The organism is Yersinia mollaretii ATCC 43969, from assembly GCF_013282725.1.
Classification (GTDB): Bacteria; Pseudomonadota; Gammaproteobacteria; order Enterobacterales; family Enterobacteriaceae; genus Yersinia; species Yersinia mollaretii.
This window is the reverse complement of record NZ_CP054043.1, coordinates 3,620,285-3,633,053: the sequence shown is the minus strand read 5'-3', so window position 1 is coordinate 3,633,053 and position 12,769 is coordinate 3,620,285. Positions and strand designations below refer to the sequence as shown.

Here is a 12,769-nt window from a genome sequence, read left to right as displayed (position 1 = left end):
CGGTGTTTTTTGGCTTTTCCGCTAGCGCGGAGTGCGACATTTCTCCAGCAAATCCATTCCAGATTGATATTCAGTAGTTTGAATATTCATCATGCCCAATAGGGTATGGAAAAGATTATCCTGCGAAACTTCATCATGCTGGGCGCTTTTGGCTAAGCACTGACGATCGATGCCATAGTTTTTTGTATATTCAGGTGATAACCACATTAAAAAAGGAATGTGCGTTTGCTGACTGGGGGCGAACATATAGGGTGTGCCATGTAAATACATGCCATTTTCGCCCAATGACTCGCCGTGATCAGAGAGATAAATCAGCGCGGTGTTAAATCTATCACTCTGTTGTTGCAGCAATTTAATGGTGTTATCCAGCATGGTATCGGTATAGAGAATAGAATTATCGTAAGTATTCACCAGTTCTTGAGGTGTACAATCCTGGATTTGGTTGCTATCGCAGGTTGGGGCGAATTGGCGTATTTCAGGGGTAGAGCGGCGGTAATAAGCGGGGCCATGGCTGCCCATTTGGTGTAGTACGATGACCCCATCACCTTGTAGCCCATTGATATAATTATCCAACTTATAGAGCAGCGCATTATCTAAGCAGACGCCATTCTCGCAGTCAGTGGTTAATTGCAGTTGTGTGACATCCTGATGGGGAATGCGGTCACAGGCTCCTTTACAGCCACCATCATTTTCACGCCACAAAACACTCAATCCGGCGCGGGCGAGGATATCCATCAACCCCTCCTGATGACTGGCCAGTGTGGCATCATAATTTTTACGCGGCATATTTGAGAACATGCAGGGCACGGAAATCGCGGTTTCAGTGCCGCAGGATGAGGCATTCTTAAAATAGGTCACGTCCTGTTTTTGCAGACGAGGGTTGGTTTCTCGACCATAGCCGCCCAAGGAGAAGTTCTCGGCACGGGCAGTTTCACCTACGACCAATATCACCAAAGTTCGCTTCTGTTGCCCGGTGATCACCGGGCCTTTATGGGCATCTTCACCAATATTCACCAACGCCATATTGCTGGCGAAATATTTATGTTTAGCAAATTGAAAACTGCCACTGACAAAGTTGGATGGCGTCAGCATTTTAACGATGCTTTTATTGTTACGAATCAGCGAGGCGTAATCTTTATAAAACAGCGTCGCGACCAGCATAATAATCACTGCGGATACCAGAATATTGGCCGCTCGCAACCCCAGCATATACCACCAAGGGCGAGTTGCCTGAATACGTAAGAAGCAGATAATGATGGCAGGAATAATACCGAGCACCAGCAACCAGAGAGCCATCCGTGGGGTGAAAAGGGCAGCCGCTTCCTGTGAGTTGGTCTCGAAGGCATTCTGCATCATATTGGCGTCGATCACGGCACCATAGCTGAACATAAAGTAGTTGGCCGCCGCACCGCCCAATAAAAACAGAATAATGACCGGTTTGCGCAGCACAGGAACAGCCAACAGGCTAAAAATGATATTCAGTGCGCAGAAAATCACCACCGGAATGGTCGCGGCAAAAAAATAACTGTCGCTGCTGTCAAAGCGAATCAACGACCAGGCTTTACTGATAAACAGGGCATTATGGAAGAGCGTAAAAAACAGTGCGCTGGCAAGAATAAAACCGAGACTGTTACACTGTAACTTATATCGAGCATTCATCGTGAAAATTAAATCCTAGAGTTCACTAATTGCATGAATGATATCGATGGAAACTTAAGATAACCTTAGCGGTTCAGTGGTGAGTGGCATCGGCTTAGTGCACCTTGTCATACGGGTAAAAATAACGACTTGCCAGTGATGGCGAAGCAGGCTTCAATTAAGGTATACCTGAAGCGCCAAGTTCTCTAGGTCTCTCAGCCGCAGGAGGCAGCGTGGCTCAGCAACTTGAGTTTTTCGACATTCCCAGCCCATGCCGTGGTATCTGCCAAACAGATGACCGTGGCTTTTGTCGTGGGTGTATGCGCAGCCGCGATGAGCGCTTTAACTGGATAAAAATGAGTGATCCGCAAAAGCGGGATGTTCTGCGGCTGTGTCGCCAACGTCTATTGCGGTTGCAACGGGCGAACAAACCTTCGGATGAGCCGCTGCAAGATCAACCGTCGCTATTCTAACAAGCTGCGTATCTTTAACCTTTCGGGCTATTTTAGCCGTTCAGCCCCCTATTGACCCTTAATTCGTTGCTCAGGGAGGATTTAACCTTTCTGTCGGTTGTGTATGCTGAGGGGATACTAATAAGTGAGGTGACTAATAATGGATACACGTACTCAACTGGCTCCCCTTGGGCCTGAATTTTCTCGCATGATTTGCGGCTATTGGCGTTTGATGGAGTGGGAGATGACGCCCGCGCAGTTGTTGGGCTTCATCGAGCAGCATATTGAATTGGGTATTACCACGACGGATCACGCCGATATTTACGGCGGTTATCAATGTGAGCAGGCTTTCGGGCAAGCATTGCGCCTTAAACCCGCTTTGCGTCATCAACTGGAATTGGTGAGTAAATGTGGTATTGCCACCACCGCGAAACCAGAACATGCGCTGGGGCATTACATCACAGATCGCTCACATATCATCAAAAGTGCTGAACAGTCACTGACGCATTTGCACACGGATTATCTGGATTTGTTACTGATTCACCGTCCAGACCCCTTGATGGATGCTGATGAAGTGGCTGAAGCCTTCACCCAATTGCACAAAAGCGGGCAGGTCAAACATTTCGGTGTTTCGAACTTTACGCCTGCGCAATTCAGTTTGCTGCAATCGCGTCTGCCATTCTCACTGGTAACCAATCAGGTCGAGATTTCACCGCTACACCAGCCCGCCATTGTGGATGGCACGCTTGATGCTTGCCAACAGCTGCGTATTAAGCCCATGGCGTGGTCTTGTTTGGGGGGCGGACGTCTGTTTAGCGACCCGGAATTCCAAGCACTGCGTGATGAGTTGCAGGCGGTGGCCGACGAAATTGGCGCTGAAAGCATTGAACAGGTGGTTTACTCCTGGATTCTGCGTTTGCCCTCGGCTCCACTCCCTATCATTGGCTCCGGCAAGATAGAGCGGGTTAAAGCTGCATGGGCCTCGCTCTCCCTGACGATGACTCGCCAGCAGTGGTTCCGCATTCGTCGTGCTGCACTCGGTTATGATGTGCCTTAAGTTTTTTTGCGCGCGCCAGCGAGTATCATGCTGGCGCAGCTTGACTCTCCTCATCCGGCACGGCCAGTTGAAGCTGAGTCAGTGAGCAATAAAGTCGCCAGATAAGCCCAGCCAGTTCGCGCCCCGAGGCATCAGGGTACTCCCCCAAAATATCACTCATACGTTGCAACTCATGTAACGTTGCTTGCAACGACGCTGGCTGAATACCTTTCTCCGTCATACAGCCCTTCAGACAGTGAACACAGACATCCCGCACCGCTGATAAGGGCGCTGAAGTGGTTTGCCAATCACGCAACTGCCAGACCACGTGGCTGCAATTAAGTAGCACCATCCCCCAGCGGAGTAGCCATAGCCGCGAGGCCTGATCTTTGCTGATATTGAGCTGATTAACTCGGTGATAGATCAGCGATTCAAATTGATTCTGATTTTGTTGCGGATGGCTGCTGAGTTGATCGATAAAGTCACGGCGTAGCATGCGAATAATCCGGCGACTTTTGCGTCTATCTGAACTGGGGCGCAACACCTGAAACGCGACACCCGCCAACATCACCCCGACCAATTTACCAATATTATCGTTAAGGAACTCTTGATAATCGTAGCTAGGGGGATTGGTGACACTTAAAAAAGAGCCCATAAAGACAATCAATTGTCCCCACAGTGCCGCATACGCGGGGTGCTGGAGTTTCATCATCTGCATCGTGATTAAAATGGGGAGCAGCAGCGCAGCAAATTGCCAAAAATCATCAATTTGTACCATCACACCAAATTTCAGAATAAAACAGCCAATCGAGAGTAAAACAATGGCTTTTAACAGGGTGGCAATGCTGTCAGTTGGCGATGGGGTGGCGGAGTAGAGCACGCAACTGACGGCGGTTAATGCCAGTGCGGCACTGCCGGAACTCCACTGCGTATGTATCCAAAATGCACAACCGATGACGATACAAACAAAGGTACGCAGCCCGTTATAGGCGGCTTCATAAGTATCGGTATGGCGCGCCAGTGACGTCACGGACGGCGGTGATGGCAGGCCGATGTCAGGCGATTTGTCCAATTGCGCCAACCATCGATTAACCTGCAAATAGAGCCAACAGAAGTGCCGCAATCGCAACCAAAAGGCCCGATGGCGATAGTCAGCATCCGCCTGTGGGGCGATCTGTTGCAGAATTTTAGCTAACTGATATTTACCGCAATCCGGTTGTTGCAGTGCCGCTAGCAGTTGTGACAGTACCGCAGTCAGATTTGCCGGCGGTGACGGCCAGTTAACTAACATGCGCCGCAAGCTGGTGATCACGCTGGTGATACGCAATTGGCGGTGCAGGATAAAATTCAGGACATTATTTTGCCGCCGCAAGCGGTAATGGCTCCAGAATGCCTGAATTCTCAGCAAATTCAGGGTGAGAATCTGCCCTATCAGCCCCTCATGTGACGTGCGAAGCGCGGGGTTATGCTCGGTTTGCCACAACAATTCGGCATGTTCCAGCAAGCGGGCTTGCATACGGCGCAAAGAGGTCAACAGCGCTTCACCGTCTGACGTACTGGGCAGCAGCATCATCATCAGCCCACCGCAGAGAATACCGGTAATCACCTCACAAACACGGGCTTGGGCGATATCAAAAATTTGTTGGGTATCCGTGGTATTTACGGTTGAAAAAGCGATGATTGCTGTGGTGTAACCCGCCAACGCAAAAGCATAAGAGACATTATTCTGATAATGGTTGGAAATAAAGGTGCAAAGGCCAATCCAGGCGGCGATGGCAAAGGTGAATAACCAAGGGTCGTTGAGACAATGGCCCGCAATCATCACTGATGCTGCTGCGCCCAGTAAGCTCCCAATGACCCGGCCAATACTTTTGCTGATGACGCCACCGATGGTGGGAAAACTGACGACAGCAGCGGAGGTCATTGCCCAGTACGGCTCATCTAAATTCAGCGCAAAAGCAATCCACAGCGACAGACACATCGCCAACGAGTTACGCAAGGCATAGCGCCACTGGCCGACATTGGCCTTGCCCCAAGGTGTGAGTTGCCACAAGGGAGGGAGGCGCATGCTTATTCTGCCAGTGAAATCGTGCAGGTGGTACCCGCAATCAGTGTCACATCAGGCGGGACATCCAATAGCTTAATGCGCACCGGCACCCGTTGCGCCAGACGAACCCAAGGCACATTGGGTTTCACATCGACTAGCAGATCACCCCCAGTATCGACACTTTGATCATAAATCGCCCGACCTATACTTTCTACCACTCCGCGTAAAGGAATGTTGCCATTGTACAAAACAATCTTGGCTGCATTACCTTCTCTAATGTGTCTCAATTTAGTTTCTTCGAAATAGCCCATCACATAGAATGAATCGGTATCTATTAGCGCTACTAATGGAGTCCCGGTTGTCGCATAGTTACCTACTCGTGTTTGCAAGTTGGTGATGTAACCATTGGTGGGGGCATAAATGCGCGTTTTACTGAGATTCCATTTAGCTTGCTCGAGGTTTGCCAGTGCGCCCTGATAAGCGGCTTTCATGCTATCAGCGGTTAAATTGGCGATATCGAGATCTTCGCCAGAAATGATATTTTTGGGTAAGTTACGGCGACGTTCAGCTTCATGATTCGCTTTCGCCAACTCAGCCTGAGCACGGATGACAGCGGCTTGCGCACTCTCCAGTGCCAATTGATAGGGTTGCGGGTCAATGATAAATAATAGGCTACCAGCGCTCACCAACTGGTTATCATGAACTAGTATTTTAACCAGTCGGCCGGAAACTTCCGGGGTGATACTGACCAATTCCGCCCGAACTTTACCATCACGAGTCCAAGGCGATTGCATGTAATAATTCCACATCCACCAACCAGCACAGAGTGCGAGGGCAAATACGATGACTGACGAGAAATATTTAAGAGTTTGATGATTCATGTCAATTTACCCACTGGCTAAGACCCATAAAGAAATGCTGACTGCAATGACAAAAATTGATAGTTCCATTAATATTGGATGCCAGATGTCACCAGAGTAGATCCAATTCCGTAGCATATGATGGATCAATAGCCATAACACCAAACCTAGCATGACTGCCTTAAACATGGGCGGGAAATAGAGAGAAGCACCTAACACCAAGTCTGTAAGTGGTGCGTTAATGGGAAATATAGATACATACATAAGGTTAATCCTTAAGGGGTATTTTAGTAAAAAACATCATTTTTGCTAAAGTATTTCCCGTATTTATTGCTATTTCCCTAGCATCGACGGTATATATACATTTGTGTTTTTAATGTTAATTACCCAAAATAGACTGGACTCTGGGAGTTATGCTAGCACGCTAAATAAAAGGAGGGGCAATTGGAATCGACATTAGGATCTGATTTAGCACGATTAGTTCGCGTTTGGCGCGCACTTATCGACCATCGGCTAAAGCCGTTGGAACTGACCCAAACACATTGGGTTACCTTGCATAATATTAATCGTTTACCACCTGAGCAGTCACAGATTCAATTGGCGAAGGCGATTGGTATCGAACAACCATCACTGGTTAGAACCTTAGATCAACTGGAGGAGAAAGGTTTAATTACACGGCATATCTGTGCAAACGATCGTCGTGCTAAGAGGATAAAACTGACGGAACAGTCTTCACCGATAATAGAGCAGGTTGATGGAGTGATATGTTCCACCCGCAAAGAAATTCTCGGTGGAATTTCAACGGATGAGATTGAATTGTTATCTGGTCTGATTGATAAGCTCGAGAGAAATATTATTCAATTACAAAGCAAGTAAATTATAAAGTTTTAGACTCTTATTCACAGCAGAAAGAAAAGTATCACAGTAAGAATAAGTCAGGGTTCGTAATGAACCCTGACTTTTGTACGTAACATTAATGCCAAATAGGCCATTAACGTGGGCTAACGGTTACCGTGCTACCGCTGCTGGCGAGCATGACGCGCTGACCGACGCTAAAGCGGGTTGGGCCTTGCTTCTGAACAACCAGAATGGTTGTACCATCATCTTTACGAACTTCAAGCTGTACGCCATCAGTGCGGTTTATTGCACCCTGAACACCTTGCCCTGCCATACCACCTGCGACAGCACCCGCTGCGGTTGCCAGGCTACGACCTGTACCACCACCCACAGTATTTCCGAGGAAACCACCCAATACAGCACCACCAATAGCGCCCACGATGTTGTTATCATCGCCACCTTGAATGGTCACGGGGCGCACAGAAACCAGTGTGCCGTAAGTCACGGTTTGGACTTGCTTAGCCTGTGATGCGCTAAAGACATCTCCAGACAGCGTGTTGTTATTAGCACAACCGGTCAACGTAACCGCAGCAATAGCAACGGCGATTAATGGCTTGATCATAAAAACTCCTATTAAAAATGCATAACCGTTTTACGGTTTAGTATGCCGGGGATACCTAAATCCAGTCCATTGACGGCCCAGTCTTTGTGTAAAGTATGGCTTACTCATATATTTATTTCACTACTTACTTGTTTCTGGTCACTTGCTGAATATTTCGACTACCTTTGGTGGATTCGCAGCTTATCGCTTCATGCTTCAACCAATATTAAACGGTGGTTTAACTTTCTTAAAGTAAGAAATATCACTGCCTTAAATGAAAGTGTTAGCAGTAGTGACTTTTATGTGACCTTTCCTGCAAATCAAAAGCATTCTTTAAGACATGCCCCTATGGCGGTATACACTTGAAAAAGTATATCTTTTCATGACGTTAATTTTATTATTCTGATTTGGCTTGAGAAAAGTCTTATCGCTATTTTGTTCCTCAATGGGAATAAGGGTCATTGTTATGAAATCAGGCCGTTTTATTGGAGTGATGTCAGGCACCAGTCTGGATGGGATCGATGTTGTGCTGGCCGCCATTGATGAGCGCATGGTGGCTCAACAGGCCAGCTACAGCCACCCGATGCCGCAGCAGTTGAAGAAAGATATACTCGGCATGTGTCAGGGCCAATCGGTCACCTTGTCCGCCGTGGGTAAGCTTGATGCCCAACTGGGGATTTTATTCGCTGAGGCGGTGTTGGCCCTATTGAACAATGAAGGTCTCACCGCGCAGGACATCACCGCGATTGGTTGCCACGGACAAACGGTGTGGCATGAGCCGCAGGGGGAACCCGCCTTTACCATGCAATTGGGGGATAACAACCGCATTGCGGCGATGACGCAAATTGCCACTGTGGGGGATTTCCGCCGCCGGGATATGGCTTATGGCGGGCAGGGTGCGCCGTTGGTCCCTGCGTTCCATCATGCATTATTAGCTCATGCCACCGAGCGGCGCATGATCTTGAATATTGGCGGCATCGCCAATTTATCTATGTTGCTGCCGGATTTGCCAGTGCGAGGGTTTGATACTGGACCGGGAAATATGCTGATGGACAGTTGGATTTGGCGCAACCGTAGCTTAGCTTACGATAAAGATGCCACATGGGCACTGTCGGGGCAGGTGAATCAACCGCTGCTTGAGCTGATGTTTAGTGACCCTTACTTTGCCAAACCCGCGCCAAAAAGTACCGGGCGAGAATATTTCAACGCTGGATGGCTGGACAGAGAGTTGGCGAAAGTGCCGGGCGTCAAACCAGAAGATGTACAGGCCACATTGGCTGAATTAACCGCCGTCTCCATTGCCGAGCAGGTCCAACTGGCGGGTGGCTGTGAGCGACTGTTGGTCTGTGGGGGCGGGGCGCGGAATCCATTGGTGATGTCGCGCATGTCAGCTTTACTGCCGGGGACTGAAGTCTGTGTCACGGATGACTTTGGTGTTAGTGGTGATGATATGGAGGCGCTGGCTTTTGCCTGGCTCGCATTCCGAACATTATCCGGCAAATCAGGCAATTTACCCTCGGTCACGGGAGCCAGTTGTGAGACCATTTTAGGAGCAATCTATCCTGTATCGTTACGATGAGGGTGCTAACCTTCCATTGAACATGGCAGCTTAGCCAATCAACGAGAGCGATATCATGAAATATATATTTGCTGTGACATCCGCAACCGCAGTATTGATGCTGGCAGGATGCAGCTTGGTGCAACCGAAAAATGAAACCTTACACTACCAGTGCGGGACAACCCAACTAACGGTCAAGCAAGATAACCAATACGATAAAGTCAGTCTGATTTTGGATGGTGAACAGCTCACCTTGCCACAAGTGCGCGCGGCTTCTGGTGCTAAATACAGTGATGGTCACTACACCTTTTGGTCAAAAGGGAATAGTGCCTTTATTGAGCGCGATGACAAAATCATCATTAATGACTGCTTGCTGATCAAATAATGGTTTCGATAAAACGCGTTGTTTTGAGAGAGTCATTGCTTTGATCAAGTATTCAGGCCGTTACTGCGCAGGGTTATTGTGATTCTGGTGCCGCAAGGGCAGAATAATCATCACTGCTTTCCTGCGTGATACAGAGCTTATATGACTGACAATTTTGATGTTGCAGATTTACGCCGTGAATATATTCGCGGCGGACTGCGCCGCAGTGACTTAACTGAACAGCCATTGGATCTGTTTGAGCGCTGGCTCAAACAGGCGTGTGAGGCTCGATTACCCGATCCCACCGCCATGTGTGTGGCGACGGTGGATGCCAATGGTCAACCCTATCAGCGCATTGTCTTGCTGAAGCATTATGATGAGCAGGGCATGGTGTTCTACACCAATTTAGGCAGCCGCAAAGCGCAGCAACTGGCTGAAAATCCGCATATTAGCTTGCTATTCCCTTGGCACATGCTGGACAGGCAAGTCATTTTCCTCGGTAAAGCTGAGCGGCTATCTACCCTTGAAGTGCTCAAATATTTTAATTCCCGCCCAAAAGATAGCCAGATTGGCGCTTGGGTCTCTCAGCAATCCTCTCGTATCTCTGCCCGTGGCGTGCTGGAAAGTAAGTTCCTCGAATTAAAGCAGAAATTCCAGCAAGGTGAGGTGCCATTACCCAGTTTCTGGGGCGGGTTCCGCGTTAAGTTCGACTCTGTTGAGTTTTGGCAAGGCGGCGAACATCGTCTGCATGACCGTTTTATCTATCAACGGGAAGCTGAAGGATGGAAAATTGACCGTTTAGCCCCTTGAGAACGATGAAATAATTGTGGTTAAGCCTAGCGCTCGTGCGGCGGGCGCTTTATTCTATACCCTTCGTACTTGAAGCCGCAGGGGTGTTCGCTGCTCTCACTCACCCGAATCACTTACTTGTAGTTATCATTATATAAGTAAGCTCATCGGGATGAGTTCGCTTGCTGCCTACCTGCAACTCCAAGTTCTTTGGGTATAAATTCTCTTTATATCGTAAAAGACATTTTTTTGTAAAAGACAATGGAGTCATTGATGACCAGCAGCAACCTGATTAAACAATTGCAAGAGCGGGGCCTCGTTGCCCAGGTGACGGATGAAGACGCGTTAGCAGAGAGACTGGCGCAAGGGCCAATTTCACTGTATTGCGGTTTTGATCCTACCGCAGACAGCTTGCATTTGGGTCATCTGGTTCCGTTGTTATGCTTGAAGCGTTTCCAATTGGCAGGGCATCGCCCCGTGGCACTGGTTGGCGGGGCCACCGGCATGATTGGTGATCCAAGCTTCAAAGCCAGCGAACGCAAACTGAACACGGAAGATACCGTCAACGAGTGGGTTGAGAAAATCCGCCGTCAGGTTTCGCCATTCCTCGATTTTGATTGCGGTGAAAACAGCGCCATTGCGGCCAACAACTACGACTGGTTTGGCGGCATGAATGTGCTGACTTTCCTGCGTGATATCGGCAAGCACTTCTCTGTTAATCAGATGATCAATAAAGAAGCGGTTAAGCAGCGGCTGAATCGTGATGATAGCGGCATTTCGTTTACTGAATTCTCCTACAACTTGTTGCAGGCGTATGACTTTGCTTGCCTGAACAAAGCCCACGGCGTGGCATTGCAAATCGGCGGTTCTGACCAGTGGGGCAACATCACCTCTGGCATCGATTTAACCCGCCGCCTCCACCAGCAGCAGGTTTACGGCCTGACCGTGCCATTGATCACCAAAGCTGATGGTACTAAATTCGGTAAAACCGAAGGCGGCGCAGTGTGGCTTGATCCGAAGAAAACCAGCCCTTACAAATTCTACCAATTCTGGATCAATACCGCCGACGCTGATGTTTACCGCTTCCTGAAGTTCTTCACTTTTATGAGTCTGGAAGAGATTAACGCGCTGGAAGAAGAGGACAAAAACAGCGGCAAAGCCCCGCGTGCGCAGTATGTGTTGGCAGAAAATGTCACTGGGATGGTGCATGGCGCTGAAGGTCTGGCGGCGGCAAAACGTATTACTGACAGCTTGTTCTCCGGTGATTTGAATGAAATGACGGAAGCTGACTTTGCCCAGTTAGCACAAGATGGGATGCCAACCATTGAGCTGACCCGTGATGCTGATTTACAGCAAGCACTGGTGAATGCTGAACTGGTCCCTTCTCGTGGTCAGGCGCGCACCATGATTAACTCTAATGCAGTGGCGATCAATGGCGAAAAACAGGCCGACCCGGAATATGTTTTTACCGATGCTGACCGCCTGTTTGGGCGCTACACCTTACTGCGCCGTGGCAAAAAACATTATTGCCTGATTAGCTGGTTATAAGAATAAAATAAGATAAGGGGCAGAAATGTCCCTTATTTTTTTGCTTATGTTTAGTTGCTAACGTTTTTCGTCGCTCACTTTTAGGCCGTACCAATGAAAAATATACTTTCGATTCAGTCACATGTTGTTTTTGGCCATGCTGGCAATAGTGCCGCTGAATTTCCGATGCGCCGGATGGGGGTTAATGTTTGGCCGCTGAATACCGTCCAGTTTTCAAATCACACGCAATATGGTCACTGGACCGGTTGTGTCATGCCGGCCAGTCACCTGACAGAAATAGTCCAAGGCATTGCCGATATTGGTCGGCTGAAAGATTGTGATGCGGTATTGAGCGGCTATATCGGCTCACCAGAGCAGGGTGGGCACATTCTAGCGGCGGTTGCGCGGGTAAAACAAGCCAATCCTGCGGCGTGGTATTTTTGTGATCCGGTCATGGGGCATCCTGAAAAAGGCTGTATCGTGGCCCCCGGTGTTGCTGAGTTCTTCTGCAAAGAAGCGCTGCCTGCCAGTGACATTATTGCGCCTAACTTGCTTGAGCTGGAGCAACTCAGTGGTGTGCGGGTTGAGAGTGTCGAACAAGCGGTCAATGTCGCCCGCGACCTTTGTGCCAAAGGGCCAAAAGTGGTGTTAGTGAAGCACTTGAGCCGCGCGGGGTATCACGCTGACTGCTTTGAGATGCTATTGGTGACGGCGGAAGAGGCATGGCACATCAGTCGTCCATTGGTAGACTTCGGTTCGCGCCAACCGGTCGGCGTGGGTGATTTAACCAGTGGTCTGTTACTGGTGAATCTGCTGAAAGGCGAAGCACTGGATAAAGCATTGGAGCATGTGACTGCGGCGGTTTATGAAGTGATGCTGAAAACCCAAGCTATGGGGGAGTACGAGCTTCAAGTGGTTGCGGCGCAAGATGAGATTGTTCATCCTACCTGCCAATTTAACGCCGTTAAGTTGTAATCGACTTCTGTGTTATGACTTACGTGCTCTAGAGTGCCCCGCTGAAATGCGGGGCACTCACATCAATTGTTCAACCAATCAACCA

The 12,769-nt window shown here is 48.8% G+C and carries 13 protein-coding genes; 8 read left to right on the top strand and 5 right to left on the bottom strand.

Annotated features, from left to right (window positions below; genetic code table 11):
- Positions 1–21: 21 nt before the first annotated feature.
- Positions 22–1,659, bottom strand: coding sequence for a phosphoethanolamine transferase EptA (eptA, locus tag HRD69_RS16200; RefSeq protein WP_004874257.1), 1,638 nt, complete (start codon positions 1,657–1,659; stop codon positions 22–24).
- A 212-nt stretch (positions 1,660–1,871) separates the two neighbouring features.
- On the opposite strand from eptA, the gene HRD69_RS16195 reads away from it, so the two are divergent.
- Together HRD69_RS16195 and HRD69_RS16190 are read left to right on the top strand one after the other, a co-directional pair.
- Complete coding sequence (locus HRD69_RS16195) at positions 1,872–2,111, top strand: DUF1289 domain-containing protein (RefSeq protein ID WP_032813562.1); 240 nt, start codon at positions 1,872–1,874, stop codon at positions 2,109–2,111.
- Between the two features lie 139 nt (positions 2,112–2,250).
- The gene (locus tag HRD69_RS16190; protein WP_004874259.1) at positions 2,251–3,147 is read left to right on the top strand and encodes an aldo/keto reductase; all 897 of its coding nucleotides are present in this window, start codon (positions 2,251–2,253) and stop codon (positions 3,145–3,147) included.
- 25 nt (positions 3,148–3,172) lie between these two features.
- On the opposite strand, the gene HRD69_RS16185 is transcribed toward HRD69_RS16190, so the two are convergent.
- The 3 genes from HRD69_RS16185 to HRD69_RS16175 are packed head-to-tail and all read right to left on the bottom strand — an operon-like array spanning position 3,173 to position 6,297.
- Positions 3,173–5,194, bottom strand: coding sequence for an FUSC family protein (locus HRD69_RS16185; protein ID WP_004874260.1), 2,022 nt, complete (start codon positions 5,192–5,194; stop codon positions 3,173–3,175).
- Positions 5,195–5,196: 2 nt separating this feature from the next.
- The gene (locus HRD69_RS16180; protein ID WP_004874261.1) at positions 5,197–6,054 is read right to left on the bottom strand and encodes an efflux RND transporter periplasmic adaptor subunit; all 858 of its coding nucleotides are present in this window, start codon (positions 6,052–6,054) and stop codon (positions 5,197–5,199) included.
- Between the two features lie 6 nt (positions 6,055–6,060).
- Complete coding sequence (locus tag HRD69_RS16175; RefSeq protein ID WP_032813564.1) at positions 6,061–6,297, bottom strand: DUF1656 domain-containing protein; 237 nt, start codon at positions 6,295–6,297, stop codon at positions 6,061–6,063.
- 180 nt (positions 6,298–6,477) lie between these two features.
- Here HRD69_RS16175 and rovA point away from each other — a divergent pair, with 180 nt between their 5' ends.
- A complete protein-coding gene (gene rovA, locus HRD69_RS16170) occupies positions 6,478–6,909 on the top strand; it encodes a virulence master transcriptional regulator RovA (protein ID WP_005270385.1) in 432 nt (143 codons plus the stop codon).
- Between the two features lie 115 nt (positions 6,910–7,024).
- On the opposite strand, the gene HRD69_RS16165 is transcribed toward rovA, so the two are convergent.
- Entirely contained in the window at positions 7,025–7,492 is a 468-nt protein-coding gene (locus HRD69_RS16165) for an outer membrane lipoprotein (protein WP_004874263.1), read from the bottom strand.
- A 445-nt stretch (positions 7,493–7,937) separates the two neighbouring features.
- Between HRD69_RS16165 and anmK the strand changes: the two genes are divergently transcribed.
- The 5 genes from anmK (at position 7,938) to pdxY (ending at position 12,684) form a co-directional block, all read left to right on the top strand.
- Complete coding sequence (gene anmK, locus HRD69_RS16160) at positions 7,938–9,050, top strand: anhydro-N-acetylmuramic acid kinase (RefSeq protein ID WP_004874264.1); 1,113 nt, start codon at positions 7,938–7,940, stop codon at positions 9,048–9,050.
- Positions 9,051–9,105: 55 nt separating this feature from the next.
- Complete coding sequence (locus tag HRD69_RS16155; protein ID WP_004874265.1) at positions 9,106–9,414, top strand: MliC family protein; 309 nt, start codon at positions 9,106–9,108, stop codon at positions 9,412–9,414.
- Positions 9,415–9,555: 141 nt separating this feature from the next.
- Positions 9,556–10,203, top strand: a complete 648-nt coding sequence (gene pdxH, locus HRD69_RS16150) for a pyridoxamine 5'-phosphate oxidase (RefSeq protein ID WP_004874266.1) — start codon at positions 9,556–9,558, stop codon at positions 10,201–10,203.
- A gap of 252 nt (positions 10,204–10,455) precedes the next feature.
- Complete coding sequence (gene tyrS / locus HRD69_RS16145; RefSeq protein WP_032813567.1) at positions 10,456–11,730, top strand: tyrosine--tRNA ligase; 1,275 nt, start codon at positions 10,456–10,458, stop codon at positions 11,728–11,730.
- 93 nt (positions 11,731–11,823) lie between these two features.
- Positions 11,824–12,684: a pyridoxal kinase PdxY gene (pdxY, locus tag HRD69_RS16140; protein WP_004874268.1), complete on the top strand. Its 861-nt coding sequence runs from the start codon at positions 11,824–11,826 to the stop codon at positions 12,682–12,684.
- The last annotated feature ends 85 nt before the right edge of the window (positions 12,685–12,769 follow it).

What these genes read in the sequence shown, in the direction of transcription:
- pdxY (WP_004874268.1), top strand. Translation starts at nt 11,824, where the DNA reads ATGAAAAATATACTTTCGATTCAGTCACATGTTGTTTTTGGCCATGCT.
- HRD69_RS16190 (WP_004874259.1), top strand. Translation starts at nt 2,251, where the DNA reads ATGGATACACGTACTCAACTGGCTCCCCTTGGGCCTGAATTTTCTCGC.
- eptA (WP_004874257.1), bottom strand. Translation starts at nt 1,659, where the DNA reads ATGAATGCTCGATATAAGTTACAGTGTAACAGTCTCGGTTTTATTCTT.
- tyrS (WP_032813567.1), top strand. Translation starts at nt 10,456, where the DNA reads ATGACCAGCAGCAACCTGATTAAACAATTGCAAGAGCGGGGCCTCGTT.
- HRD69_RS16155 (WP_004874265.1), top strand. Translation starts at nt 9,106, where the DNA reads ATGAAATATATATTTGCTGTGACATCCGCAACCGCAGTATTGATGCTG.
- HRD69_RS16175 (WP_032813564.1), bottom strand. Translation starts at nt 6,297, where the DNA reads ATGTATGTATCTATATTTCCCATTAACGCACCACTTACAGACTTGGTG.
- HRD69_RS16165 (WP_004874263.1), bottom strand. Translation starts at nt 7,492, where the DNA reads ATGATCAAGCCATTAATCGCCGTTGCTATTGCTGCGGTTACGTTGACC.
- HRD69_RS16185 (WP_004874260.1), bottom strand. Translation starts at nt 5,194, where the DNA reads ATGCGCCTCCCTCCCTTGTGGCAACTCACACCTTGGGGCAAGGCCAAT.
- anmK (WP_004874264.1), top strand. Translation starts at nt 7,938, where the DNA reads ATGAAATCAGGCCGTTTTATTGGAGTGATGTCAGGCACCAGTCTGGAT.
- pdxH (WP_004874266.1), top strand. Translation starts at nt 9,556, where the DNA reads ATGACTGACAATTTTGATGTTGCAGATTTACGCCGTGAATATATTCGC.
- HRD69_RS16180 (WP_004874261.1), bottom strand. Translation starts at nt 6,054, where the DNA reads ATGAATCATCAAACTCTTAAATATTTCTCGTCAGTCATCGTATTTGCC.